Genomic DNA, 24,872 nt, shown 5'->3' on the forward strand with positions numbered 1-24,872 from the left:
CCGTATGGATACAGGTGGATTTAGAGTTCTATATATGAGTTGCGCATTCACCCTGAAAAGAAGAGGAGATTAATCTATTCGGGAAATTCTGAAGAGGCTATATACAGGGACGCCTTCAATCTCCCTGATTCCGCGCTTATCAAAGAGGACACAGCATGCAAGCGGAGTTGCACCATGACTCTTCAGGTATGCCACAACCTCACGAAGTGTCTCTCCGGATGTGATGACATCATCGACAACCACGCACTGATCACCGGGGTTTATTCCAAAATTCCCACTCATTGAACCCATCGGTGTCTCGGAAGCACTGTGCTTTGACGGATGGTAAATGGCCAGACGACTCCCTTCTGATGCTGCCATAAGGGTTGCAAGAGGAATACCGGATATAGAAATACCAACAAACGCGGTCGGGCTGGATCCCTCCGGTTGCATCATGCGGTACCGGGACATCAGCATCATGCTGCTCTCATGAAGCAGGACAGCATCACCGCTGACAGTAGTCCAATCGATATGGACATCTTTCGGAGTTGAGGCACCCTTCTCCTGGGTGAGGAGCCAGGTTACAGTCTCCATGGAGAGAGAGAGTTCGTCCGCGATCTGACCGGGGCTGTGACCCTCACTTCTCAGGAGACGTGCCTTCTGAATGAGATCTTCGATCGTAGACATCTGGAAAGAGATCTGCAGGGATCTATTTATTCTTTCGTTTTAATGCCGATCCACAGATCGGGCAGTCACCGGCTTTTGTCGGAATCTGATCAAAGTACTTGCCGCATCCGGTGCACCGGAGCTGCCAGACCCGGGGACCCGCTTCACGCTGGATGATCGACTGTACAGGAATCCCAAGAGCAAGGGCGGTGTTCTGTACAGCAAAATCATCAGAGACGAGGGTCCCTTTAACCTCCAGTGCAAGAGCAATCAGATCAGTATCTGTATCAGACAGGACACGGAGATCGCCACTTTTTCCTGCTGCTTCCTTTGCAGATTTCAGAGACTTCTGGAGCGGGGGTTTGATCTCCATACCTCCATCAAGCAGGACCGAAAACCTGGCTTTTCCACGCAGGTCCTTCAGTTCTGATTCCACCCGGGGGACAGTATACAATTTGCCTTCAAGCGGGATCGAGAGGAAGAACGCTGAGGTATCTAAAACCAGAACTTTGCACCCTGTCTCTGAAACCGGGCCTGCTGAACAGGCGGGATCTACAATATCAGGATTATTTGGTGAGGGCATCGGTAATAGTCCTGGCTGCAGAGTAACCACTGCAGGCACTTTCGATCGTATCGCTGCTTATAACCTGGCTGATTCCTGCACTCTTCAGATGAGTGTAAGCACCGGTTGCCAGAACACCATGCACACAGACGGTGCATATCGAAGCAGCCCCCTGTTCAAGAAGCATGGCTGCTGCGGTGGCCTGGGTGCCGCCGGTTGAGATGATATCATCAACAATCACAACATCCCTTCCTTTCACCGGGATCTCTTTGGGTTCTATCCTGACCTCTGTACCTGACAGCCTGACCTTATGTAGGTGATCAGACTCCCAACCTCCTGTAGTCGCAATGTCACGTGCAAGATCTGATGCACCAATATCAGGCCCGAGAATCAGTGGAGATATGAGTGATAATTCTCGGATGTCACGTGCCATCTCCCCGGCGAGTGAGGTATCAATAGTTGGCACTCCAAAGAAGGGGATTATCGTCTTCTCATGAAGGTTGACGGTAATCACCCTGCTCACCCCGGAGCCAAGTGTTCTGGCTATGATCCGGGCCGAAAGCGGCTCACCGGGATTGAACTGTTTATCCTGTCTGGCATAGCCCATATACGGAAGGACAAGGGTGATCTCTGAACCGCTGCAGAGATCGGTGAGCAGCAGCAGTTCTATCAGATCATCGCTCTCAACCAGACTCCCCACAATTACCATACGATCCGAGACCTCACCAGAACGCAGGTAGATCTCACCATCAGGAAACCGGGTCCATCTGACATCTACCAGCGGTTTTTGCAGGATCTCTGCTATTCTGCCGGCAAGAACCTGAGACCGCCGGGTGCTGATGATCTTCATGCTGGCTTATACTTTTGCTGAAAGTACTTAAACAATTGTCCCCGAATGAATACTGATTAACCGCATTACAGGTGTACACGCGATAATGGATCCCGAGGAAGATAAGCCGCTAAATACCAATATTCCGGAAGACCAGAGAGATTTGTCAGGGCCCCAGGTAGAGGATGCAGGTCAGCAGAACCCGGAGTCTGCAGATGTCCAGTCCCAAATATCTGAACAGGGTGAGGCAGGTCAGCAGAATATTTCAGAAGAATCCACTGATGTAGTTGATGACGGTACATCACGGATAATTCAGGTTCCTGAGAGTCTTATCGATCAGGTCATAGGTCAGGAGCATGCCGTGGAGGTCGTCAGGAAAGCTGCCATCCAGCGTCGCCACGTGATGATGATCGGGACACCCGGTACCGGCAAATCGATGCTTGCAAAAGCGATGGCCGAACTCCTGCCCAAAGAAGAGATGCAGGACATCCTCGTATATCCGAACTCGGAAGACTCGAACGAGCCTATCATCAGGACGGTGAAATCAGGCAGGGGAAAGGAGATCGTTGCCGCCCACAAGGCAGAAGCCAGAAAGAAGGCACAACTACGCAACACCCTGATCATGATCCTGATGCTCGGTATCATCGGGTACTCGTTCATCACCTACCAGTGGCTGATGGGAATCATCGCAGCCGCATTCGTCTTCATGGCCCTCAGGTATGCCACTCCGCGTGAAGAGCAGATGGTGCCAAAACTCCTCGTCTCACAGGATAAGACAACCACAGCACCGTTTGTGGATGCAACTGGTTCACATGCAGGTGCCCTGCTCGGCGATGTAAGGCACGATCCCTTTCAGTCAGGTGGCCTTGAAACCCCGGCCCATGACCGGGTGGAAGCAGGAGCCATTCACCGGGCACACAAGGGAGTTCTCTTCATCGACGAGATCAACACCCTAGGACTTGCTGCGCAGCAGAGCCTGCTGACCGCCATGCAGGAGGGTGAGTTTTCAATCACAGGTCAGAGCGAACGCTCATCAGGAGCTATGGTCAGAACCGAGCCGGTCCCCTGCGACTTTGTGATGGTGGCAGCAGGGAACCTTGATGCAATTGAGGGGATGCATCCCGCTCTCAGGTCACGCATCAGGGGCAACGGGTACGAGGTCTACATGGAAGACACGATGCCTGACAACCCTGAAAATCAGGAGAAGTTTATCAGGTTCATTGCTCAGGAGATCAAGAACGACGGGATGATTCCACACTTTGACCGGAGTGGTATCGAAGAAGTCCTCCATGAGGCCAGAAGAAGGTCGAACAGGAAAGGACATCTTACCCTCCGTCTTCGTGATATGGGAGGACTTATCAGGGTTGCAGGTGACCTGGCGCGACAGGAATCTGCGGATCTCACAACTCGTGCTCATGTCATTGAGGCCAAAAAGACTGCCCGCTCTATAGAGGATCAGATCTCTGCCCAGGTTATCAGGAGAACCAGGGAGTACGATCTTGCTGTCGTTGAAGGAACGCAGATTGGGAGAGTAAACGGGCTTGCAGTTATGGGAAGCGATGCAGGATCGGTCCTACCAATAATGGCTGCAATCACCCCTGCCCAGGGTGACGGGGGCGAGATCATCGCAACCGGTCTTCTAAAAGAGATTGCCCAGGAATCTATCAAGAACGTCGGGGCACTTTTGAAGCGGTTTACCGGAAAAGACATCAGGAACATAGATATCCACATTCAGTTCATCGGAACCTACCAGGGTGTTGAGGGAGATTCAGCCTCGGTGACGGTTGCAACCGCAGCAATCAGTGCTCTTGAACAGATCCCGGTACGACAGGATATCGCAATGACCGGATCACTTTCAGTTCGGGGAGATGTTCTGCCAATCGGTGGCGTAACCTATAAGATTGAGGCTGCTGCAAAGGCAGGAATCAAGAAGATCATCATTCCGAGGGCAAATCTTGAGGATGTACTCATCGAAGAGGAGTACAAATCACTGGTAGAGATCATTCCTGTCACCTCTATCGAAGAGGTTCTCGATATTGCCCTCGTTCCCGAGGATCGGGCAGGATTCCTGGACCGGATTAAATCAATAACCCATGCAACCACCAAGTCAATCCTAGGCTCTGACATCACAGTCCCACGGACGGTTATCTGATGCCATCAGAGCCACGATATTACGATATCAGAAGGGTTCGAGGGGAAGTAACCCAGATTGATATCGACAACGGCAGGGTTGAACAGGCAGGTACCTCTTTTTATGACAAGGCCACCATCAGGGCACTCGGTGATCTTGGATGGGGTGTTCTCTCGGTTTCAGGAGATAAGATCGGATCAGATGACTGCAACAGGTCACTTCTTGCAGAGGCGATGACTGCATCGCTTATCACCAACGAACGGGTTGATATCGCAAAGGTTCCATCAAAAATTCATCATATCCCCAAGACCGGCGAAGATCCAAGAAATGTCGCAATCGAAGAGAAAGTTGCTATCCTTCAGGACCTTGAAAAAGCTGCTCAAGGCGAGAATATCGTAAGTCGGAGGGTCACATACATCGAGAAGGCCGAGGAGATTCACTTCACCGATTCATCAGGCAACGAATACCGATATGAACTCTGCAGATGTGGTTTCTCTGTGCTCGCTGTTGCAAGCCGTGCCGGCGTTGTCCAGATGGGATACGAGAGGGATCATACCATCAAGGGGCTGAACATCAGGCACCGTCAGGACCTTGCCCGTGAATCCGCTCACCGTGCCGCTGCTCTTCTCGATGCAAAACCTGCAAAAGGCGGAAAGATGCATGCCATCCTAGACCCGGAACTCGGCGGAGTATTTGCCCATGAGGCGATCGGCCATGCAGTAGAGGGAGACCTCGTGCGGGAAGGAAACTCCGTGCTAAAAGGAAAGATCGGCGAGCCCATAGGCTCTCCAATCATAACAATCGTCGATGATCCCTCACTCGTTGAGTTTGGTTTCTGCCCGGTGGATGATGAAGGTTCAGCGACAAGCCGGACTGAGATCATCAAAGACGGGGTTATGAGGTCATATCTCCATTCAAAGGAGACACTTGCCAGAGTGGGTGACGGAATATCAGGACACTGCCGGGGAATGGCAGGAGATATTCCGATCGTCAGGATGAGCAATACCTTTGTCGAGAATGGTGAAGCGTCATTTGAAGAGATCCTGGAGTCCTGCAAAGACGGCATTCTACTCAAGGGTTCACGCGGCGGGCAGGTTGACCCGGGAAGGGGTATGTTCCAGTTCAATGCAGAGTACGGGTACCTCGTAGAAGGAGGAGAATGCACATCAATGGTGCGGGACGTCTCGCTGTCAGGTGAGATCCTCTCTACCCTTCATGCGGTAGCCCTTGTTGGAAATGATCGGGCACTACACCCGGGGTATTGCGGTAAAGGTGGACAGACAGTTCCGGTAACAGACGGAGCACCGCATCTGCTGCTCAGAGACGCTATCGTTGGAGGGTGCGATGTCAGTTGATAAAATTCTGAAAGCGGCAGAGAAGCTGGTTGACGAGGTTGAGATCTGCATGGGCAGCGGCCATGCCCTGTCAGCAGATCTGAAGCGGAGACAGATCGAGATCGGCACGATCTCTGAAGGGTCAGGACTTGTTATCAGAACAATAAAAGACGGGAAGATCGGGATATCCTCTACTGATAACAAGGATGCATGGCAGCAGTGCCTTGATGCTGCGATTGCCAGTGGAAAGTTCTCTGATCCTGTTGACTGGAAAGGACTGCCTGGACCTGCCACTCTTCCGAAAGAGCCTCTCGCATGCGATCCTGCTGTAAAGGCAGATCCTTCAATCGCTAGAGACCTCATCACAAGGATGCTTCAGGGAGCCGAATCCTTCGAAGCAGACGTGACCGGTGGAGGTGTTTCACTCTCACGATCTTCCCATATCATTGCCAACAGCACCGGCCTATGGTACGAGACCGAGGAGACACATGTGAGCCTCTCACTCGAGATGATCGCCGAGCAGTCAACAGGGTTTGAGTACGATTCAGCCTGGAACCTAAAAGCCGCAAAGCCAGAATTTGTCGGTGAGCAGGCGGCCTTCTTTGCAGCGACAGGAAAGGACGGGAAAGAGATCGAGACCGGTACCTATGACATCATCCTCTCGCCGACCGCTCTCTCACACCTGCTTGAGGCAACATTCATACCTGCTCTGTCAGGAAGAAATGTCCATACCGGCAGGTCATTCTTTGCTGATAAGATGGGGGAAGAGGTGATGGACAAACGGTTCTCACTTATCGATGATCCCTTCGATCCCCGGGGTACCGCCAACTGCTACTGGGACGGCGAAGGGATGCCTGTTCACAAGACAGCATTCATCAACCAGGGAATTCTGTCATCGTTTGCCTATGATCTCAAGACCGCGTACAGATATGGCGTGAAACCTACCGGCCATGCAGTCAGAACCGGCATGAATGGTGCACCGGGAATTGGCAACCACAACCTGATCCTATCAGGACCGACTATGAACGTTATGGATGATGACGGAGTGTACATCCACGATCTCATCGGGGCACACACGGCCAACCCGATGTCAGGAGACTTCTCGGTTGAACTCTCAGGCCCGTACCATGCTTCAGGTGGCTCTCTTGGCACTCCTATCAAGACCGGAATGCTATCAGGAAACGTGTTTGAGATGCTCAAAAACATTGAGGGCTGTTCTGAAGAGACACGGACGCTTGAGCCCCTCATCCTCCCGTCCACACGCTTTTCAGGTGTGAGTATCGTCGGGAGAGCGTAATGGCAGGAATGGATGAAGTTGAGAAGAACAATACCATCATTCAGACCGCTGTCTCACTCTCAAGTCCTCGCCAGTTTGAATCAGATCAGATAAAAGAAGCAGATGCGATAGAGATCAGGCTTGATCTGATCACAGAACCGATAGAAGACCAGATTCACCGGCTGGCTGCCTCCTTCAAGGGGCCGATCATTCTCACTTTGAGATCAAGTGACGAGGGTGGAGCGTTTGCCGGAGATCCTGCACTCTGGATGGACCGGCTGATGCCTTTTCTCTCTCTTGTCACGATTGTTGATATTGAGATCAGATTCAGGGAGCATGCACAACGATTCAAGGAGATGGGAATCACAACCATCGCCTCATGTCATCGCAATGAGATGCTGACGCCTGACGAGCTGATGTCCCTGTACCATGAACTCAGGTCATTTGGTGATATTCCTAAGATCGCAGTACAACCACAGGATACTGATGACCTGCTGACTCTTCTGCAGTTTACCAATGCTGCACCGAAACCACTGATCGTGAGTGTCACCGGGACGGTGTGCAGGTATGCACGATCGCTATTGCCCCTGTTCGGTTCACTCTACACCTATTGTTACATTGACAGCCCGACATCTCCCGGCCAGTACAGCCTGAGAGAGATGCGTATGCTTGCCCATCTCCTCTCACCCGGGGTCATTGACACCTGGTTTGAAGGCAGACCGGTACGTTCCGGAGACCCGTCTCCGTTTTACCGGCTTGCCGGCGAGATCAGGCAGCACCGATCATAAAAACGAGATACTTATGACCAGGAATCTGATATATATTAAATATCGATCGATCCGTTCAGGGTGGAACTGATGCGACTGGGAAGATTGACAATCGGCATTCTCCTGGTAGTGCTGGTGTTGATCGTCCTGATGCCGGCAACCTTTCTTCAGGCAACGGTCACGGTAATACCTGCCCAGTACCAGAATATGATTCCCGAAGATCTCATCCAGAACATGGGAACAGCACTTGCAGAGTTCTCGGTTATGACCGCACGACCCATGACCGCGGTCTCTGTGTATGACTTTTTCATCAACAAACATCCTGACAAGGCAGATTTCTACCGGCTCAAAAGCGAGGCACTGATTTCGGCGGGTGATGACGTTGGTGCCCTGCAGGTACTCGATCAGGCGATCTCACTCGATCCCTCCAATCCACTCCTTCTCACAAAGAAGGCACGGCTTCTGATAAAGATCGGGAAGAGTAGTGAGGCTGAGGCAGTATTCTCACAGATCCTACAGATCCAGACCGACAAGCCACAGTATCTTTCGGTGGTTGCAGACATTGCCCTTGAAAAGGCACGCTATCTTGATGCATATGACCGGTACTCAATCCTAGTAAATCTTACACCAACTGACGCCAGGAACTGGGAGAAGAGATCTGACGTGATCTTTGCTCTCCTCACGATTCCCACCGCTGGTGCAAACGCATCAGTCTCGCTTAAGCATACTGATCTCTACACACCCGGGATCAAGGGATATGAACAGGCAGTCAGACTCGATCCGGGCAGAGGCGATGGTATAAAAACGAAGATAGAAAAGCGATCAGACGAGTATGTAGCTCGGACGATTCAGGAGCTTGAAGACCGGTACCGTGAGTTCAGATACCTGCAGCCGGGCGAGAAACCACTTGGCCCATAAGAGAGAGACGGTAAATTATGCAGATCAAACCCCTTCATCTCCTTATTTTTGTTACACTGGTTCTAACATCAGGTATAGTATCAGGAGTCTCACTGACAGAACACACGACTGAAGAATGGCGATCGATTCTTGCAGTTCCCGATAACAGCACCATGCTGACCGGGCTCCAGATAACCCTCGCAATCAGCCCTGACCAATATTATCTCCCGCAGGGAAGTGAAGTGAACATTACAGGTGCGATATCCTCGATCTTCGGACCAATAAAAAACGCACCAGTCATTCTGGCACGTGGAAATGCAACCAACCCCACCCCTGTTGTCAACCTGACCAGTGATGAGTCTGGTGATTTTTCCTTCACCGACCTGATGAATGGTTCAGGAGTCGTCAGGTACCAGGCCTGGTTTGAAGGTTCAGATCTGAAAGGGGAGAACCTGACAAAGAGTTACGAAGTAGAGATCACTGCTGTGCCCAATGCTACCAGACAGAATGTTGTAGATCCTACAGAACTTAAAGAAGCAGAAACTCCCGGGGAGAACGGGGAAGATCTAGCTGAACTAGTAGAGTCAGGAAATATCAGTGAGAGTCAGGTATCAGATGCATCTGAATTGACTCTTCATGGCCCTGACTCATTTTTTTCCGGAGAAAACATCACACTCGCTGGATCTGCCACAGGAAATGGCAGGAATCCACTCCCCTATGCTGCTGTTACCATCCAGAAGTCAGGCAGTGATGGTGAATATACAAAGATTGGTGACACGGTCATAACCGATGCTGATGGAACATTCACCGCATCGTATTACCTGACCGGACCAAAACCGGTCTCGTTCAGGGCTGTTTCTTCAGACAACCAGGGAGAGGATCTGGTGAGCAGCACAGTAACTGTACCGTTTGAGGAGACTGATGATTTCGCACCGATGTCACGTGACCGGACGGGCACAAGGCATATTGATGTAGATCTGAATGCTGCCATTATCAGACCAGATGAGAATATCACGATATCAGGATGGTTCTCTGACGGCAATGGGGATGGAGTTGACGCCGGCCGTCTCAACCTGTACTGGTATAACTTTGCAGACCGGATATGGGACAGATACAGGAACTGCTCAGAGGCGATAACCAATGATGACGGATATTATGCCTTTAATGTGAGCGGTCCGAACCTGACAGGCATTTCATACCTCGCAGTTGTATCAAAGAAGGAACAGACAGGCAAACCATTATTCTCACACATTCTCCCACTGGTAGTAAAAGGTCAGGCAGAGACCAGTGCAGCCATTCTTCCTGCACAACTCACTGCAAAGAGCGACCCACCGGAAGTTCAGGTCAATGAGAAGGCCCAGATAACCTTCACTCTTTCAGATCCAGATGGAAATCCCCTCGCAGAAGAACCGGTGAAGATGTACTTCTCCGAGGACGGATTCACCTGGTTCATGAACGGGAACGAAAATCTCACAACCCGCAGTGACGGAACCGTTGCCATGGTGGATGTACCAAAGACACCGGGTTTCCACTATTACCGGGGAGTGTACAGCGGTTCAGACTTCTTCGGTCCTGCCGATTCAGGGATCCTCGCTCTTATTATCACCCCGTCAGAAACCGGGAGTGATGAAACCCCGGGTTTGAATAAGACATAAGGCGAACAGACGGGTTAACCCCGTTATTTATTATCGATAACCAAGTATTTGGTGCCAGTTTTGTTCAGGACCAATATCCATTCAAAAATGTTGATACATAAGGAAGAGCCATGTAAACGGCTATCTAACCATAAAAGTCTCAATATTTATTTTTACCAGTAGTATGAGCATCTGATAAAAAATACACACAAATCACAGAAAAAGGATGGATCAATGAAAGTAATTCAGGGAATTCAACAGATTGAGGCAGGAAAAACTATTGATTTCGGCTTCTACGCTAATTGTTTTTTAATCGAACAAGACGGACTTATTCTCATCGATACTGGTCTGCCAGGTAACAAAGAAAAAATCCTGTCATATATCACAAAAACTGCTGGCCAGGATCCACATGATATCCACACCATTATCCTGACCCACTACCACCTTGACCATATTGGAAATGTAATTGAATTACAGCAAGCAACCGGGGCAAAGGTTGCAATTCACACTGCGGACGCGAAACATCTATCCGAGGAAATACAGGGGGCATTACCATCAAAGGTAGATAAACAAAAACACGGAGAAACCATAACCTTCACTCCGGATACCCTCCTCAATGATGGTGATATGATTGCCGGGCTCCAATGTATCCACGTGCCAGGTCATACTCCCGGTAACATTGCAGTTCTGGATCCAAACCGCAAGGCTCTCTTTTGTGGAGATACTATGTTCGGAGTTGATGGCAAAATTTCAATTCCACAGGGAATACAGGAAAGGATGAAAACTATGGGGACATGGGAGATTGCTATTGAATCGATAAGAAAATTGACACAATGTGATGTAAATAGCCTATTCTTCGGTCATGGGGATCCAATCATACATAATGCGCATGATTGTATGACAGAATTCATCAGAAAATTCTGAAACCTTTTCTGCTGACTAACAGCATACTATCTTTCGTTCGGGAGTAATCCTTAAGGGTTCGCATATTTATTCCCTTTCAGTTTGATTATGTGTCTGATAGTAATTATATGATTGATTAATAACCTCTATTCTTGGTTTACGGACGTTGTTGAGCAGTGTGAAAGGCTATCTTCTGCAATGCTCTGGCACGAATACGTGAATGATATGTGAGAAATATTAATTTAAAAAAAACGGGCTAGTAGAGCCCGGCGATGTGAAGAAGAATCAACAGTATTGCTCCAGGTATTCCGGCAAGGGCACAGACGATCACCGTTATGATGTTAACCGGGACATCAGTCTTTCCCAGAAAAACCAGGAGATGAAGATAATTAACTGCAATCAAAAGGATGAGACCCATTATAGAATTTATGACAAGATTCATCACATTCTTAACAAGATGCCAGAGTGCAACAAGGATAATGAGCCCCAGAACTATCAGGACGATAGTGTCAATCATGGTAATTCAGAGTCTGCCCGTATGATAGATGAGGATGCCGGTATGCCGGGTACTGGATCTCATATTGCCCGAACTTTTCATTCGTTTGATAAACCTGAAGATCGTACCGGAGAGTATGCTCATCGCCGATATCAGTACTCTCCCGTATCAGGAGGTTATGGACAAGTCACTGCTTGGAGAACTCTTTCATCCGAAACAGTTTGCTGACCAGGTCTCAACGAGGTACAGTATTGCACATGCCAGGGTTGCTGCGGGGAAGACGACCCTTCCCCATACCCTGCTCAGATCCTCTGAGGTCTACTATATTCTGCAAGGAACCGGCCTCATGCATATCGGAGTCGAAGTTGAATCGAATATCAACAGGACAACTCGTGTACATACCTCCCGGAGAGGTCCAGTTCATCGAGAACATCGGGGACGGTGAACTCATCTTTCTTGCAATCGTGGATCCGGCCTGGAGGGCTGATGACGAGATCCTCGGACAGCCGCCTGTTTCCACCGCCGGAGTTCAGGATCCCTTCATGGCAGAGGCGATCAGAGAGGCTGAACTCGGGTTGTCTGAAGGAGGGATTCCAATCGGCTCGGTTCTGGTGCGGAACGGAGAGATTGTCGGGAGGGGACATAACAGGCGGGTACAGGAGGATGATCCGATGAGACATGCAGAGATTGACTGCCTTAGGAGTGCAGGACGGATCGGATCGTATAAAGACTGTACACTCTACTCCACTCTGATGCCGTGTCACCTCTGTGCCGGGGCCGTGGTTCAGTTTCAGATACCAGAAGTCATCGTAGGAGAATCAGAGACATTCGAAGGTGCCGATGTGTTCATGCGATCTCATGGAGTCAGGGTCATTGATCTGAATCATCTGGGATGCATCACAATGATGAAGCGGTTCATCAGGGAGAATCCAGAGCTCTGGAGCGAGGATATTGGTACGCTCTGACAGGAGATTCACCGCTCTTTGTCACCTTCAAGTGTGTGCTCCATCTCATAATGATGGCACCCGCGACATGGAATCCAGTACAAATGCTCATGCAGTTTCTTCTCGATCTCAAGAGTGTGGCCCGCAAGAGCAAGCTGGAACGAGATGATGAGAAGGAGCATCAGAAGAATATCACGAAAACTGAGTGTCAACGACCCGACAAACCGGTAATGGGATGTTATGAAGTACCTGATCAGGTCATCTGCACCTGCTATCTGACCGAGCGTAACCAGGATCACCACAATCAGGGCTCCAGCCAATGAGCAGGTGATGATAGAAGCGATCCATACCTTAAAAAACCTCCAGATAACAGAGAGAGCCGTCAGAATAAGAAAGGCGATCAGGACCGGATCTGCCAGGAACTGAAACACCTCAAACTCCATCAGATACCATGCTCTCTTTTCATAGTAAAAGATTTCTGCTTTTTTCAGCATCCGCGGGCGGTTCAATCAGATCGGAGAGGAGGGTTGCGGCACATATAAATATACAGATGAAAAATTATCATCTATATGCTCCATTCTCTGATAGCAGCGAAATGTCAATTTTTTGTGTTGAACGATGACACTGTTTTCGTGTTTGATCAGAGAGGAACCGGATGAAACAGTTCTGTCTCGGCTTTGAGGTACATCAGCCATACCGTCTGAACAAACGATTCGCGTACGGACAGGAGGATGACAAAGAGGATCACAGCAGGCGGTACTTTGATCCGGCCAACAAGGAAATCCTTCTACGGGTCTGCGAGAAATGTTATGGACCGGCGACATCTCTCATCCTCGATGAACTGGATGACGGCTTTGCCTGTGCATTCTCGATATCCGGTGTCCTGGTCGAACAACTGGAGAAATGGGCTCCGGATGTGCTTGATCTCTTTGTTCAGGCTGCACATCACCCAAGAGTAGAGATGATCTGCCAGACCTATTATCACAGCATATCAAGTCTGTTCTGGGAGATGGACGAGTTCAGGGAGCAGGTTTTACAGCATAGGCAGATGCTCAAAGATGTCTTCGGGGTGACACCGAAGATCTTTGAGAACACGGAGTTCATTCTTGACAACCGGATTGCCCGGAATGTTCGGGAGATGGGATTTTCAGCCTGTTTTACAGAAGGCGTAGACCACATCCTCAAGTGGAGGAGCCCGAACTTCCTGTACCAATGCGAAGGCCTGCCACTCATTATGAGAAACTTCAAACTCTCAGATGACATCGCATTCAGGTTCACATGCAGGGACTGGGAGGCATGGCCGCTGACTGCAGACAAATACGCACACTGGGTATCACAGACACCAGGTGATTTTATCCCGGTGTTCATCGACTACGAGACTATTGGTGAACACTACTGGTCTGATACCGGGATACTAGATTTTTTCAGGCATCTGTGTCCTGAACTCAGGAGTTCAGGAGTTGAGATGGTCAACCCGTCCGAGATCCTTAAGTACCCAGTCAGGGAGCAGTTTTCGGTTCCTGTTCCGGTCTCATGGGCTGATGCAGAGAAGGATGCAACAGCCTGGATAGAGAACAGGAAGCAGAAAAACGCGGTCAGGGCCATCCAGCGGGCTCAACGGTTTGCATGTGACGAAAGGCTCTGGAGATGCCTTCAGATCAGCGATCACTTCTACTACATGTCATGTAAGAACGGGTCATGCGGTGAGGTACACTCGTACTTCAGTCACCAGCCTGAACACCAGGCATTCATCACCTACATGGATGTTGTCGCTGATTACGAAGAGCAGTGTATCGTAAATGATCCAGAAAAGGCAAAGATGTTCCCACTCAGGTCAATCAGCATCGACAATGCATTCTACTTCTCAAGTCCGGTAGGTTATACCGGGCATGTGGCATTTGATCTCGACCAGTTTGCAGAGATGCTCTCTATCGTTCCTGCAGACTCGATCGAGTTCCATCACCGGAAGGGTGACTTTGCAGCATGGGCACGGCATATTGTGAGAGATGAACCTCTGGCATCTGCCCTTGAACAGGCCCGCTCGCATCAGGATCTCATTCAGGCAGCACAGAACAGATGCACCGAGTTATGGAGTTCATGAAGATTGGAGTGCTCATGAGTGATGCAGTTGCAATCCAGTTATTCATGGGTGAATCCTGACTCATACCTGAACTCTTTCTGAAAATTCCTGATCTTACCGGAGACCATCGTCACGTCAGACCAGCTCATGATCGCTGCAGGCCGGAGAGCAGGCGTCCCGGGATCAGGTGGTCCAGATCCGGCACTAGAACTTGAAAAATTGTCTGATACCAGTCGGTCAGAGGAATCTGCCAGGGCTGATGAGATCAGAAGCAGAAGAATTATTCCAGCAATTACTGGATATTGGTATCTTGGTATCATGGACCCATTCACCAGGTAACAGAGAAGTATTCTCGTATGTCTCTGCAAAAAAGTTTCTCTTTCCGCAGAAGCAGTGAACGTGCGGTGAGGTATTTAACGGATCATCATCCATCCTCTGTATATGATCCCTGGTATTATCACGATTCAGATGCTTTCTGCTGCCTTTTTTTTAGCTCCCGGTTCAACCTCCGCTGAGGCCGGATTGGTAAAGAGACCGGCATTACACAGTGTACAAGGAAGAAGAACGGAGGTGTAGAGCATTGGGTGCAAAACGGTTGAAGATCGCAATATTCTGCTGGGAGAGTCTCTACTCAGAGCGGGTTGGAGGCCTCTCCAACGCTGCAACGTACCTCGCACAGTCGCTTGCAAAAAAGCATGAGGTTCACTACTTCACCAGGGGTGACCAGGACTTTGAGATGAGTGGTGTCTTCTATCACGTCTGGAGACCCCATGGCTCAAACGTGGTGGAGTACTGCTCCGATCTCTCACATGGCCTGGTTCAGCGGTTTTATCAGTACGATGAGAAACCATTTGACATCCTCCATTTCCATGACTGGCATGTGGTCGAGGCACTGGATCTGCTCAAACATCGCAGGACTGTCTTCACCTATCACTCAACCGAATTTGGAAGAAACGGAGGGATACACGGAGACTGGTGGGAATACCACGAAATCTGTGGAAAGGAATGGTATGCAGGGCTAATAGCAAAACGCTGTGTTGCAGTCTCCGGACAACTCCGCCAGGAGGTACTTGATCTGTACAAGGTTGATCCCAACAAGATCAGGGTTATTCCCAACGGGGTTGTGAAAGAGCAGTTCGATGTTAGCATTAATCAGGGAGCGATTAAGGAGAGTTACGGAGTCCATTATCTAGCTCCGCTTGTCCTCTTTGTTGGAAGGATGGTGTACCAGAAAGGGCCTGATCTTCTTGTTGATGCAATGCCTCAGATCCTCAACAGGTTCTGGAATGCACAGTTCATTCTTGCGGGAAGCGGAGGAATGAGGGACTGGCTGATCAGCAGGACACAGGGAATGCCGGTACAATTCCCGGGATTCATCACTGACTCAGAGTACGTCAGGCTTCTTCATGCAAGCGACATTGTGGTTATTCCAAGCAGGAACGAACCGTTCGGAATTGTTCTGCTTGAGGCATGGAGTGCGAACAGGCCGGTGGTTGTGACAAGGGTCGGCGGGCTTGCCGAGAACGTTGAGCACGGGGTCACCGGACTTGTTGTGGAACCGAATGCAGATGGAATAGCATGGGGTGTGAACCATTACCTCGAGAATCAGAATGAAAGGATACGGCTCGGGAGAGGAGGATACAACCAGGTTGACAGGCGGTTCTTCTGGGACTCTATCGCTGACCAGATTCTGAATCTGTATCATGAGACCTGATGATGCGGATCGCCTGTGTAGTGGACGAATTTCCTCCGTTCTTCAGGGGTGGCCTTGGCACGTACGCCATGGAGATGATGCCACGACTCAGAAAGAACGGGATCGATATTTCAGTATGCTCCCGTAATACAGGCAGCGATCAGGTTCACGAAACATGGAACGGGATACCGGTCTTCCGCCCCGAACTGATGAATATCCATGATATCCTTCCGGTGCTTTCGCCTCTCGATGTCCAGGGATGGGCACCTGCTGACCAGAACTTTTTTCTTGAGACTGTACTCTTCAACCAGCTTGCAGCTGATCATCTGATAAGGGTTCACAGAAGCGGTGCAAGGTTTGACCTCATCGCCTGCCATGACTGGCTCTCGGCCATCGCCGGAGTTTTGGTAAAACGTAACCTTGAGATCCCCTTTGTCTTTCATGTTCACTCAACCGAACAAGGAAGGAGAGATGAAGGATCTGCAGTTGTTGAGCTGATCGAAAGACTTGCTGCTGAAACTGCAGATCTCATGGTGACCGTCTCATATGCCATGAAAGATGAACTGGTCAGGAACGGATACGATCAGGAGAAGATCGAGGTGATTTACAACGGCGTTGATCCTGTGAAGTACAACCCTGAACGATTCAGCCAGCAGATGATCCAGGAGTTCAGGAGAGAGACAGGAATCTGGGAGAATAATCTGATCCTCTTCATCGGCAGGCTGACGCAGGTGAAAGGACCTGACGAACTGATCAGGGCGATGCCTGCGGTTCTTAAAAATGTGCCTGATGCACAACTGATCATACTTGGCGTTGGTGAGATGGAGGGAGAACTGCGTGACCTGATCAGGTCACTCGGAGTTGACCGGCATGTGCTGATGCACACCCGTCTTGTAACCGAAGAGGAGCGACTGCTCTTCTACGCAGCCTGTGATTGCGCAGTCTTCCCGTCAAAGTACGAGCCGTTCGGAATCGTCTGCATCGAGGCCATGGCAATGGCAAGACCTGTTGTGGTCGGGGCAACCGGAACAAGCGGGATGCGTGAGCAGGTGGTTTCAGATGGGCCAGACCAGTGCGGATATCATATAAATCCGTGGGACCCTGATGATATCGCAACGTATCTCGTGCGACTCCTCAGTGATCAGGATATGATGGCAAGGTTCGGAAGAGCCGGGCGAAGCCGCGTGATCAGGCAGTTCACATGGGATACAGCAGCTGCCCGGACCTCTGCTGTGTACAGAAAGATAAAGAATCCGGGCTGCGCTATGCAGGCAGTAGGGTGATAGATCTGAAACCAGATCAAGATATTGAAGATCTGAAAGTTATTCCTGACAGGATCAGGTATGGACGTGAACTCAGGGATCCTAATATCGCAGGGGCTCGTGAGTTCCTGATGGCAGATGGGGAGATGTACTGTTCCTCATCATTTGCAGGAAATACACGGCGATATCATGGCCTCCTCGTGAAGAAGGACAGGATACTTCTGAGTGCTCTCCATGAAGAAGCGAATGGGATCAGACTCTCACCAGGATACTGGGGTGATACCTTCGTGGACGGCGGGCTTCCCTGGACACTTGGTGCATCCCTGTACCCGGTGATCCAGGTATTTGCGATCCCTGGTGCCAGGATTCGAAGGTCACTCGTCCTTGACAGAGGCCTCACGATCAGGTATGAGATTACAGGAACCGTATCGCTGATGATACGGCCACTTATGACCAATAGGAGTGTGCAGAATTTATCCGGCGAACAGAAGGAAAAATCCAGTACAAGTGAGGGATCGCTGATACTGAACGGCTGTGCAGTCAGATCTGATCTCGGTTTCACTGACGACAGGCAACAGTACCTGAATGTATGGTATCCACGCGATGAGGAGCGGGGTTATAATGGACGGGAGGATCTCATCTCCCCGGGCTACTTTGCCGGTGCTGTCACAAATGGAATCGTTGAGATCAGGTTTGCTCCCCAGGATGCCATACCTGAATCCAACCAGATCCAGGAGTCACAAGAGAGCTGGGATATCCTTGACCATGCATCCCGGCTCTGCATCAGGGGAAGTGAGATCCTTGCGGGTTATCACTGGTTTACCGAGACCTGGGGGCGAGACACCTTCATCAGTCTGCCCGGGCTGCTTCTTGAGACCGGCAGGTACAGGGAGGCAGAGGATGTATTTCGCTGGCATCTTGCCCATCGCAGGGATGGGTTGCTGCTGAACCGGTTCCCTGATTCGTATAACTCCTCTGATGCAACACTCTGGTTCTTCTGGGCGCTCTTTCAGTATATACAAAAACTTCCAGGTTCTCCTTTTGTTGCCACCATCAGGCATGAAATCGAAGAGCTCATCAGCCAGTACCCCAAAAGTGAGATTGCGTCATTCAATGGGAATCTGATTACAGTCAGGGAGGGAACAACCTGGATGGATACTCAGGAAACTCCCAGAACCGGGATGCCTGTCGAGATAAACGCACTATGGATACTTGCCCTCGAACTGATGGAGTACCTGAAGTTCTCAACCCCGGTCAGTTCCAGGGACGCACTGGCAGAGTTTCAGGAGTTCTGGAACCCGGAGACGGGATGTCTCTATGACGTGCTCAATCCCTCCGATCCATCAGTCAGATCAAACCAGATCATCGCACTTGCATTTGGACTTCTCCCGTTTGATGACGGACACCGGGCTCTGGAAGTTATTGAGAGAGAACTGCTCACACCGTATGGTTTGAGAACACTCTCGCCAGCCTCTGCCAGATACCACGGCAGGTATGGAGGAGACATCTCATACCACAACGGGATGGTCTGGCCATGGCAGACCGGGTTTTACCTTGACGCCCTGATCCAGTATGGGACAGATCATGAGAAGATAAAGTCAGTGATTACACCGCTCTGGGAGTATTTCCTGACCGACGGGGCAGGAATGCTTCCCGAGATCTTTGATGGGGATGCCCCACATCAGCCTGCCGGAACGATCTGTCAGGCATGGAGTATTGCAGAACTAATCAGGGCGAGAGGTACGGTTATCAGACATTTAGAAAAGGTGGTGTCGGAAAAGGAGGAGGATGATAATTACTTCTTTGCGTGAATTAGGATTATTGATCTAAATAATAATGGTCAGTCTTTTTTCATCACCGGTTGGAAGCATTGTATCTGATGCGGTGATATTTGGTACAACATTTTAGTTATGATTGTTTCACACAGATTTTCTTATGGAAATTGATTGTCAGGTTACACCGTGGTGCTTCTTCAGATAAGAATGAATTTTTTCAGACTGTAAAAAACCAGTATCCAATCTGTCAATAACCGAATCTATCCGCATCAGTTCCCTGATGACCTCATCCCCTCGTTCACATCCCCCCATTTCAACCAGGGTGATGGCTATTGAGAGAGGGTTTCGAACCTGATCATTGAGGGTTGCCTGGACACTCAGGTTGTTTTGAATCTGTTTATCCAGGCACTGATTTATCTTTTCTAGCTCCTGATTCATCTGCTCAAGTTGCCTGAGAGAGAGACTGCGTTCAATATGCGATTTGAGTCGTGCCAGGAGGGTCCGTACGTGTACCGGTTTGACAACGTAATCTGCCCCACCGGCTTCAAATCCCTTTTCTATACTCTCGTCATTATCTCTGGCAGTCAGGAATATTACCGGGATATCAGAGCAAGATGGGTTTGCGTTGAGACGACGGCATACTTCAAACCCATCCATACCTGGCATCATGACATCAAGAATGATTGCATCTGGTTTTTTCTCTTCAGCAATCTGGATGGCATGAGATCCACTTGTAGATTCGATAACCCGGTAACCGGCATTTTCAAGAATTTTCGCAATCGCATACCGATTATTATCATTATCATCAACGATTACAACTGTAAAATTTTCAGGGCTAAAAGGGTTAAGTCCAAAAGACATGTGAAATTAATATCCGTTGCAGAAAAAAGACTATAATCCTTCTGACCGAAATCTCATTTTTGGGGTTTTGGGATATGGTAATCCTCTGAATACATACTACACGCACAGAAAATTGCATCCATGTATACATCAGCATAGACAGAGATAAGAAGCCATAGATATATAACCACACACTGATAAAATGAGGTTTTACTGATGATCGCAGTTCCCTGCCGTTGGTGCATAATCACTCTTATTCTGATGGTAACCATTGTACCGGGATGGGCTGCCGATCAGTGTGATCCCTCAATACGTAGCACAAATATTTCTGCCTCAGCAGCCTGGCCTGCCCCGGTACTCCTTTCAATGTACCCGGATTCAATGATTGCCGGAGGGAATGCATTTACCCTTACTGTAGATGGCAATAATTTTCTCCCTGAAAGCAGGGTGGTCTGGGATGTTCAGAACAGGACCGGATCATACCTTTCATCGCACCAGATGACGGCCCTCATCACCGCATCTGATATCGCAACACCGGGCCAGCATTATGTGAGGGTGCAGAATCCGGGTGCCTGCGGTGGCGATTCAAACATCGGGATCTTTGCTATACGCGACAACGGGCAGTCTTTTCCCATGTACACAAGTCCCCTGAATACCTATCTCCTCAAGGCCGGAACAGGCAGAGGATCAATACTGGTCCGAACCCTGTCAGGAGGGCTTGCAAGCTTCAACCTGACACTGTACTCTGATTACTCTGCTCCATTCTCATTCTACATCCTCTCGATCCCAACCTGGGTATCTGATCCTGAGGTGAAGGTACTCGATGAGCACCGGATCCAGATCACCGGAGGTGATGAAAGCAATCTGATAACCAGCGGTTCAACAAACGTTGATCTGGTGAACCTCTCCTTCATCGGAGGGACGACCGGATCCGGGTACCTTCAATGCATCCTGAATTCGGCAACTGCTGATGATGGGACCCGATATGGAAGCGGGTACACCGCCCTGCCGGTGCAGGTCAGGGAACTTCATCCATTCAATACAACATCAGGCCAGTCATATCCGCTGCCACGCGACCTGACCGGTGACGGCTTGTACGAGGACATCAACGGGAATGGAAGATCTGATCTGAATGATGTGGTAACCTTATTCGATCAGATTGATACAGTCGTATCAGGTCAGCCGTGGTGGGTCTTTGATTTTGACCAGAACGGATACATCAACCTGCATGATGTAGTTGCACTGTTTCAGACGAACCTGTAATGACCGATGGGAAGGATTAATAATTCATGTTGAAACTATCCCTTTGACCTCTCTTTTCTCCTCAATTTCAGACAATATCCTTGTTGTTTTCCTGTTTCTTCGAGTAAAGCATGTAGTATCCGGGCTTTCCCTTTCATATCCATCCCGGTGGATTCATTGTTTGCCTGGGCCAGAACATCTTCCAGCTCGGCAATCTCAAGGATGGTGGCAGCAATACAATAGAAACTCTTTGAGCGACCATCGTTGAACTCATTCAGCATTATTCTGAGTAGGTCTTCCCTGGTTTTCTGTAGTGTCTGGAATATATCGATCCCATTCTTCCGGATAAAACAGATATTATCCTCAAGTTTCTGATAACACGTAAATGAATCTGCTTTTTTCCCTGCTTCCCGGTGTTTTTTCCATTTTTCGCAGGTTTCACTCTCATCACATTCCCAGCAAAACTCAACTCCTTTTCTCTTGAGAGCACATGTGATGAAAGGACAGCCGACAGAGATCCGGGTTTCGGTTTTGCATCCGCCACACCTGCTTTGACCATCGGTATAAAGCTGGGGGCAGAGCCTGCAGGAAAGACAGCAGATACCGATTTCGGGATATTGGATCTTCATATGTTCTCACTCCCCCGGCAATTACCTTGGTAATGTAAAATAATTGATGTAAAGGGCATAAGTGTGAGTTTTCAAAAAAATTATGAGTAAATACCTTCTTGATCCATGACAGATCTTGCTTATGCACCGGCAGCGATCAGATGAATATCTCCACCAGTCACCATGAATGGTAGAGCTGCTTTCGTTTTAGATGCAAAGGTAAGCCGGCTAAAGACATCAGATGGGATCTTATCTGAAGGAACGGTAACATCAAACCTGATAACAGGATAGTCTGCTACTCCAGTTCCTGCTGCCGGATCTACAGGAGTATACTGCTCTGTGAGGCTGGTCCCCTCCAACTTCAGAAGAACGAGATCAGTTTTTTTGTCCAGCACTTCAGCCTTTACCAGATCGAGACCGTCATCAGCAAATCGGGACGTGTTGACAGCATACGAGATGACCGTTCCTTCGTTGGTCTTTTTCATCTGTGGTGACTCATGAACCGAGATCGTGACAACCGGCTTCTTATCAAGTGCCGGGGTTGTCCGGGGAGTTGTGGCGACCATCAGTCCTGCAAAGATCACCGCGATGACGACGATTCCAAATCCGATATAATATACATATTGCTTCTTCATGACCGGCACTGCCTGAACTTCCTGATCCTCTCTTTCGCAAGACACCATCAAGATACTGTTTTGATTTTTCCCTACCATAGATGGATATTATCACAAACAACCATCTCATATTACGGTTCAGGAGTAAAATATCAGGATTCACCCATATGACGCCGATCATCCAGACCACAGACCTAAAGAAATTGTATGGAGATGTGACCGCTGTTGATGGTATTACCCTCTCCGTTGAAAAGGGGGCTCTCTTCGGATTGCTCGGTCCAAATGGTTCAGGCAAGACCACCATGATCAAGATGCTGACCGGGCAGATTCGGCAGACCAGTGGATCTGCCCTGGTGCTCAGCCGGGAGGTATCCTCTGATCCCATATGGGTCAGACAGCAGGTTGGGATCATCCCAGAACAGGAGACACCACCGAGTTTTTTGACCGCAATGGAGTACCTCAATCTGGTTGGATCGCTCAGGAAACTCCCTGATCTCCGGAGTAGGGCTGACTGGTGGTTTGACTTTCTCGACTTTGCTGACAAGAAGAATGTACTCTGTAAGGATCTCTCAAGAGGAACGCGGCAAAAACTCATGTTCACACAGGCGTTTATCCATCAGCCTGAACTTGCCCTGATCGATGAGCCGCTCATCAACTTTGATCCTATCATGCAGAGAAAGATCAAGGACTATCTAGCAGAGTATGTCAGGTCAGGGAGAACAATATTCATCTCAACCCATATTCTCTCGATAGCCGAGGAGATCTGTTCAGGTTTTGCCATTCTCCATAAAGGTCGCCTTCTTCATACCGGCACACCGCAGGAGCTTTCAAGAGAGGAAATGAATCTGGACGAGTTCTTTTTGCACCTGGTGGGAAGGGAGAAAGATGCGTAAACTCTTCTGGTACATGCTGAAAGAGGAGTGGCGGCTTCACTCAACCATGTTCGGAAGCCTGAGTTTTGCCCTCTTTCCGATCATGGTAGGAGGCATGGCATTCATGGGATCATTCCTGCTTCCATTCATAAGGAGATCTCTTCCTCCAGGAAATCTATCGCTGATCCTACATTCAAATTACCTGCTCCTCGGGTTCATGGTCGGTGCATTCGGACTTCTGGGAAACGAGGCAATGAACAGAAGGTTTGGGCAGGCAAGCCTTATCGCGTATGCTGCCAGAACGCTCCCGGTCTCGGACAGGGAGATCTTCGCGACCTTCGTGCTAAAGGATCTCCTGTATTACTTCGTGCTCTGGGTCTTCCCGTTTGCACTCGGTTTCCTTCTCGCATCACCGTTCCTAGGGATACCGCTGTACCATCCGTTTCTTCTCAGCCTGACTCTGACAATATCATTCCTCTCAGGGCTCTCTCTGATCTTCTTCCTTTCATCATTATACAGCAGAACCCATGCAGGATTGTTCGCGATCATGTGTATCCTAATCCTCATACTTGCAGGATACGGAATAATGACCGGAGACAATCCTGCCAGACTTTTTCCACCACTTATTCTGTTCGAAGACTTCTCCCTGCTACTCCTCGGGGAGTGTCTCATCGGGATTATCATCCTTTCAGCAGTAGGAGTCCTGTTGTTCACACCGGAAAACATCGCTGCATCACGGCAGTACAGGGACCAGATCCTTCCCCTTTCCCGGTTATTATCCAGGTTCCCTACACCTGCCCTCTCTGCAAAAGACCTGATAGACCTGTACAGGAGCGGGAGTGCCATCGGCCAGACACTCTTCTCCTTTCTCATTCCTCTCCTCGTGATCTGGTTCTTCCTATCACTGACGAGCGATTACCTGCCTAAGAGAAATGTACTCTTCCTCTATGCGATGACCACCGGTATCATCGCCTCGACCATGTACACCTGGCTTACGGCATTTGACTCCTTCGCCTCCTATGCCTGCCTTCCGGTAAGTGTGAAGACCGTAATCATAAGCAAGATTGCAAGTTTCACGGTGTTACAGGTGATACCAGTTGTATTCCTTGCGATCATCTGCATGATCTCAGGACAGGCTGTCTACCTGGTTCCGGTGATCGTGCTTGCTCTCTCCACCTCGTTCTTCACTCTTGCAGTAACGGTATGGCTTGCAGGGCTCTCACCAAATGTCCTCGTGTATGATGTGAAGGTTATGGTGCGGTACTTCTTTCTCATTGGGCTGGTCACGGCGGTCTTCAGCTCGATAGCGTTTGCAAACCCCTGGGCCTCACTCTCATCAGTGATACTGGCAATACCGGCGTGGTTTTTGATCAGGCTGGGATGCAAAAAGTGGGAGATACAGGAGCAGCCGGTGTACTAACCAACCTGTCACGATTCAGTATATGAAATTCGGAAGGAAAAGGTGTAA

General features: G+C 49.5%; 25 protein-coding genes. 16 read left to right on the forward strand and 9 right to left on the reverse strand.

What is annotated here, in order from left to right:
* Nucleotides 1-69 precede the first annotated feature (69 nt).
* The 3 genes from ACHZA2_RS01705 to ACHZA2_RS01715 are packed head-to-tail and all read right to left on the reverse strand — an operon-like array spanning nt 70 to nt 2,057.
* A complete protein-coding gene (locus tag ACHZA2_RS01705) occupies nt 70-666 on the reverse strand; it encodes an orotate phosphoribosyltransferase-like protein (protein ID WP_319578257.1) in 597 nt (198 codons plus the stop codon).
* 22 nt (nt 667-688) lie between these two features.
* On the reverse strand, nt 689-1,228 hold the full coding sequence (locus tag ACHZA2_RS01710) for an NOB1 family endonuclease (RefSeq protein WP_319578258.1): 540 nt from the start codon (nt 1,226-1,228) through the stop codon (nt 689-691).
* Nucleotides 1,212-2,057: a ribose-phosphate diphosphokinase gene (locus ACHZA2_RS01715; RefSeq protein WP_319578259.1), complete on the reverse strand. Its 846-nt coding sequence runs from the start codon at nt 2,055-2,057 to the stop codon at nt 1,212-1,214. Before ACHZA2_RS01715 ends, ACHZA2_RS01710 begins: the two co-directional genes overlap by 17 nt.
* An 85-nt stretch (nt 2,058-2,142) precedes the next feature.
* Between ACHZA2_RS01715 and lonB the strand changes: the two genes are divergently transcribed.
* From lonB to ACHZA2_RS01750, 7 genes are all read left to right on the forward strand, one after another.
* Nucleotides 2,143-4,188, forward strand: a complete 2,046-nt coding sequence (lonB, locus tag ACHZA2_RS01720; protein WP_319578260.1) for an ATP-dependent protease LonB — start codon at nt 2,143-2,145, stop codon at nt 4,186-4,188.
* Complete coding sequence (locus ACHZA2_RS01725; protein ID WP_319578261.1) at nt 4,188-5,522, forward strand: TldD/PmbA family protein; 1,335 nt, start codon at nt 4,188-4,190, stop codon at nt 5,520-5,522. The genes lonB and ACHZA2_RS01725 overlap by 1 nt, the downstream gene beginning before the upstream one ends.
* Complete coding sequence (locus ACHZA2_RS01730; protein WP_319578262.1) at nt 5,512-6,798, forward strand: metallopeptidase TldD-related protein; 1,287 nt, start codon at nt 5,512-5,514, stop codon at nt 6,796-6,798. Before ACHZA2_RS01725 ends, ACHZA2_RS01730 begins: the two co-directional genes overlap by 11 nt.
* Nucleotides 6,798-7,565 carry a type I 3-dehydroquinate dehydratase gene (locus ACHZA2_RS01735; protein ID WP_319578263.1) on the forward strand — a complete coding sequence of 256 codons (768 nt, stop codon included), beginning with the start codon at nt 6,798-6,800 and terminating at the stop codon, nt 7,563-7,565. Before ACHZA2_RS01730 ends, ACHZA2_RS01735 begins: the two co-directional genes overlap by 1 nt.
* 69 nt (nt 7,566-7,634) lie before the next feature.
* The gene (locus ACHZA2_RS01740) at nt 7,635-8,462 is read left to right on the forward strand and encodes a tetratricopeptide repeat protein (RefSeq protein WP_319578264.1); all 828 of its coding nucleotides are present in this window, start codon (nt 7,635-7,637) and stop codon (nt 8,460-8,462) included.
* A gap of 17 nt (nt 8,463-8,479) precedes the next feature.
* Nucleotides 8,480-10,096 carry a hypothetical protein gene (locus ACHZA2_RS01745; RefSeq protein WP_319578265.1) on the forward strand — a complete coding sequence of 539 codons (1,617 nt, stop codon included), beginning with the start codon at nt 8,480-8,482 and terminating at the stop codon, nt 10,094-10,096.
* A gap of 213 nt (nt 10,097-10,309) precedes the next feature.
* On the forward strand, nt 10,310-10,999 hold the full coding sequence (locus tag ACHZA2_RS01750) for an MBL fold metallo-hydrolase (protein ID WP_319578266.1): 690 nt from the start codon (nt 10,310-10,312) through the stop codon (nt 10,997-10,999).
* A gap of 235 nt (nt 11,000-11,234) precedes the next feature.
* Here ACHZA2_RS01750 and ACHZA2_RS01755 read toward each other — a convergent pair whose 3' ends face one another.
* A complete protein-coding gene (locus tag ACHZA2_RS01755; RefSeq protein WP_319578267.1) occupies nt 11,235-11,495 on the reverse strand; it encodes a pro-sigmaK processing inhibitor BofA family protein in 261 nt (86 codons plus the stop codon).
* A gap of 115 nt (nt 11,496-11,610) precedes the next feature.
* On the opposite strand from ACHZA2_RS01755, the gene ACHZA2_RS01760 reads away from it, so the two are divergent.
* Both ACHZA2_RS01760 and ACHZA2_RS01765 read left to right on the forward strand, forming a co-directional pair.
* Nucleotides 11,611-11,919, forward strand: coding sequence for a hypothetical protein (locus ACHZA2_RS01760; protein WP_319578268.1), 309 nt, complete (start codon nt 11,611-11,613; stop codon nt 11,917-11,919).
* The gene (locus ACHZA2_RS01765) at nt 11,867-12,439 is read left to right on the forward strand and encodes a deaminase (RefSeq protein ID WP_319578269.1); all 573 of its coding nucleotides are present in this window, start codon (nt 11,867-11,869) and stop codon (nt 12,437-12,439) included. The genes ACHZA2_RS01760 and ACHZA2_RS01765 overlap by 53 nt, the downstream gene beginning before the upstream one ends.
* Nucleotides 12,440-12,447: 8 nt before the next feature.
* On the opposite strand, the gene ACHZA2_RS01770 is transcribed toward ACHZA2_RS01765, so the two are convergent.
* Nucleotides 12,448-12,912 carry a hypothetical protein gene (locus ACHZA2_RS01770; RefSeq protein ID WP_319578270.1) on the reverse strand — a complete coding sequence of 155 codons (465 nt, stop codon included), beginning with the start codon at nt 12,910-12,912 and terminating at the stop codon, nt 12,448-12,450.
* Between the two features lie 161 nt (nt 12,913-13,073).
* Here ACHZA2_RS01770 and ACHZA2_RS01775 point away from each other — a divergent pair, with 161 nt between their 5' ends.
* On the forward strand, nt 13,074-14,519 hold the full coding sequence (locus ACHZA2_RS01775; protein ID WP_319578271.1) for an alpha-amylase: 1,446 nt from the start codon (nt 13,074-13,076) through the stop codon (nt 14,517-14,519).
* Between the two features lie 38 nt (nt 14,520-14,557).
* Here the strand turns inward: ACHZA2_RS01775 and ACHZA2_RS01780 are convergent, their stop codons facing one another.
* Nucleotides 14,558-14,818, reverse strand: coding sequence for a hypothetical protein (locus ACHZA2_RS01780; protein ID WP_319578272.1), 261 nt, complete (start codon nt 14,816-14,818; stop codon nt 14,558-14,560).
* Nucleotides 14,819-15,078: 260 nt separating this feature from the next.
* Here ACHZA2_RS01780 and ACHZA2_RS01785 point away from each other — a divergent pair, with 260 nt between their 5' ends.
* From ACHZA2_RS01785 to ACHZA2_RS01795, 3 genes are read left to right on the forward strand one after another with little or no spacing between them, the layout of a single operon-like run.
* Nucleotides 15,079-16,212, forward strand: a complete 1,134-nt coding sequence (locus ACHZA2_RS01785; RefSeq protein WP_319578273.1) for a glycosyltransferase family 4 protein — start codon at nt 15,079-15,081, stop codon at nt 16,210-16,212.
* Nucleotides 16,212-17,474, forward strand: a complete 1,263-nt coding sequence (locus tag ACHZA2_RS01790) for a glycosyltransferase family 4 protein (RefSeq protein WP_319578274.1) — start codon at nt 16,212-16,214, stop codon at nt 17,472-17,474. Before ACHZA2_RS01785 ends, ACHZA2_RS01790 begins: the two co-directional genes overlap by 1 nt.
* Nucleotides 17,393-19,264, forward strand: a complete 1,872-nt coding sequence (locus tag ACHZA2_RS01795; RefSeq protein WP_319578275.1) for an amylo-alpha-1,6-glucosidase — start codon at nt 17,393-17,395, stop codon at nt 19,262-19,264. The genes ACHZA2_RS01790 and ACHZA2_RS01795 overlap by 82 nt, the downstream gene beginning before the upstream one ends.
* 138 nt (nt 19,265-19,402) lie before the next feature.
* Here the strand turns inward: ACHZA2_RS01795 and ACHZA2_RS01800 are convergent, their stop codons facing one another.
* Complete coding sequence (locus ACHZA2_RS01800; RefSeq protein WP_319578276.1) at nt 19,403-20,089, reverse strand: response regulator; 687 nt, start codon at nt 20,087-20,089, stop codon at nt 19,403-19,405.
* 240 nt (nt 20,090-20,329) lie between these two features.
* Here ACHZA2_RS01800 and ACHZA2_RS01805 point away from each other — a divergent pair, with 240 nt between their 5' ends.
* Complete coding sequence (locus ACHZA2_RS01805; RefSeq protein WP_319578277.1) at nt 20,330-21,331, forward strand: IPT/TIG domain-containing protein; 1,002 nt, start codon at nt 20,330-20,332, stop codon at nt 21,329-21,331.
* 35 nt (nt 21,332-21,366) lie between these two features.
* Here ACHZA2_RS01805 and ACHZA2_RS01810 read toward each other — a convergent pair whose 3' ends face one another.
* Together ACHZA2_RS01810 and ACHZA2_RS01815 are read right to left on the reverse strand one after the other, a co-directional pair.
* Nucleotides 21,367-21,939 (reverse strand): DUF3795 domain-containing protein, encoded by a 573-nt coding sequence (locus ACHZA2_RS01810; RefSeq protein ID WP_319578278.1) that lies wholly within the window; start codon nt 21,937-21,939, stop codon nt 21,367-21,369.
* Between the two features lie 119 nt (nt 21,940-22,058).
* Entirely contained in the window at nt 22,059-22,553 is a 495-nt protein-coding gene (locus ACHZA2_RS01815; protein ID WP_394698457.1) for a hypothetical protein, read from the reverse strand.
* A 146-nt stretch (nt 22,554-22,699) separates the two neighbouring features.
* Between ACHZA2_RS01815 and ACHZA2_RS01820 the strand changes: the two genes are divergently transcribed.
* Nucleotides 22,700-23,425 (forward strand): ABC transporter ATP-binding protein, encoded by a 726-nt coding sequence (locus tag ACHZA2_RS01820; protein ID WP_319580930.1) that lies wholly within the window; start codon nt 22,700-22,702, stop codon nt 23,423-23,425.
* The gene (locus ACHZA2_RS01825; protein WP_319578280.1) at nt 23,418-24,824 is read left to right on the forward strand and encodes a hypothetical protein; all 1,407 of its coding nucleotides are present in this window, start codon (nt 23,418-23,420) and stop codon (nt 24,822-24,824) included. Before ACHZA2_RS01820 ends, ACHZA2_RS01825 begins: the two co-directional genes overlap by 8 nt.
* Nucleotides 24,825-24,872 lie beyond the last annotated feature (48 nt).

Origin of the sequence: uncultured Methanospirillum sp., from assembly GCF_963668415.2 — an archaeon.
In the GTDB taxonomy this organism is placed as follows: Archaea; Halobacteriota; Methanomicrobia; order Methanomicrobiales; family Methanospirillaceae; genus Methanospirillum.

Excerpts from the sequence above, each read along its gene's own strand:
- ACHZA2_RS01760 (WP_319578268.1), top strand. The coding sequence starts at position 11,611 with ATGCTCATCGCCGATATCAGTACTCTCCCGTATCAGGAGGTTATGGAC.
- ACHZA2_RS01790 (WP_319578274.1), top strand. The coding sequence starts at position 16,212 with ATGATGCGGATCGCCTGTGTAGTGGACGAATTTCCTCCGTTCTTCAGG.
- ACHZA2_RS01770 (WP_319578270.1), bottom strand. The coding sequence starts at position 12,912 with ATGCTGAAAAAAGCAGAAATCTTTTACTATGAAAAGAGAGCATGGTAT.
- ACHZA2_RS01810 (WP_319578278.1), bottom strand. The coding sequence starts at position 21,939 with ATGAAGATCCAATATCCCGAAATCGGTATCTGCTGTCTTTCCTGCAGG.
- ACHZA2_RS01755 (WP_319578267.1), bottom strand. The coding sequence starts at position 11,495 with ATGATTGACACTATCGTCCTGATAGTTCTGGGGCTCATTATCCTTGTT.
- ACHZA2_RS01710 (WP_319578258.1), bottom strand. The coding sequence starts at position 1,228 with ATGCCCTCACCAAATAATCCTGATATTGTAGATCCCGCCTGTTCAGCA.
- ACHZA2_RS01820 (WP_319580930.1), top strand. The coding sequence starts at position 22,700 with ATGACGCCGATCATCCAGACCACAGACCTAAAGAAATTGTATGGAGAT.
- ACHZA2_RS01750 (WP_319578266.1), top strand. The coding sequence starts at position 10,310 with ATGAAAGTAATTCAGGGAATTCAACAGATTGAGGCAGGAAAAACTATT.
- ACHZA2_RS01740 (WP_319578264.1), top strand. The coding sequence starts at position 7,635 with ATGCGACTGGGAAGATTGACAATCGGCATTCTCCTGGTAGTGCTGGTG.
- ACHZA2_RS01730 (WP_319578262.1), top strand. The coding sequence starts at position 5,512 with ATGTCAGTTGATAAAATTCTGAAAGCGGCAGAGAAGCTGGTTGACGAG.
- ACHZA2_RS01735 (WP_319578263.1), top strand. The coding sequence starts at position 6,798 with ATGGCAGGAATGGATGAAGTTGAGAAGAACAATACCATCATTCAGACC.
- ACHZA2_RS01715 (WP_319578259.1), bottom strand. The coding sequence starts at position 2,057 with ATGAAGATCATCAGCACCCGGCGGTCTCAGGTTCTTGCCGGCAGAATA.
- ACHZA2_RS01805 (WP_319578277.1), top strand. The coding sequence starts at position 20,330 with ATGGTAACCATTGTACCGGGATGGGCTGCCGATCAGTGTGATCCCTCA.
- ACHZA2_RS01815 (WP_394698457.1), bottom strand. The coding sequence starts at position 22,553 with ATGAAGAAGCAATATGTATATTATATCGGATTTGGAATCGTCGTCATC.
- ACHZA2_RS01725 (WP_319578261.1), top strand. The coding sequence starts at position 4,188 with ATGCCATCAGAGCCACGATATTACGATATCAGAAGGGTTCGAGGGGAA.
- ACHZA2_RS01795 (WP_319578275.1), top strand. The coding sequence starts at position 17,393 with ATGGGATACAGCAGCTGCCCGGACCTCTGCTGTGTACAGAAAGATAAA.
- ACHZA2_RS01705 (WP_319578257.1), bottom strand. The coding sequence starts at position 666 with ATGTCTACGATCGAAGATCTCATTCAGAAGGCACGTCTCCTGAGAAGT.
- lonB (WP_319578260.1), top strand. The coding sequence starts at position 2,143 with ATGGATCCCGAGGAAGATAAGCCGCTAAATACCAATATTCCGGAAGAC.
- ACHZA2_RS01825 (WP_319578280.1), top strand. The coding sequence starts at position 23,418 with ATGCGTAAACTCTTCTGGTACATGCTGAAAGAGGAGTGGCGGCTTCAC.
- ACHZA2_RS01800 (WP_319578276.1), bottom strand. The coding sequence starts at position 20,089 with ATGTCTTTTGGACTTAACCCTTTTAGCCCTGAAAATTTTACAGTTGTA.
- ACHZA2_RS01745 (WP_319578265.1), top strand. The coding sequence starts at position 8,480 with ATGCAGATCAAACCCCTTCATCTCCTTATTTTTGTTACACTGGTTCTA.
- ACHZA2_RS01780 (WP_319578272.1), bottom strand. The coding sequence starts at position 14,818 with ATGATACCAAGATACCAATATCCAGTAATTGCTGGAATAATTCTTCTG.
- ACHZA2_RS01775 (WP_319578271.1), top strand. The coding sequence starts at position 13,074 with ATGAAACAGTTCTGTCTCGGCTTTGAGGTACATCAGCCATACCGTCTG.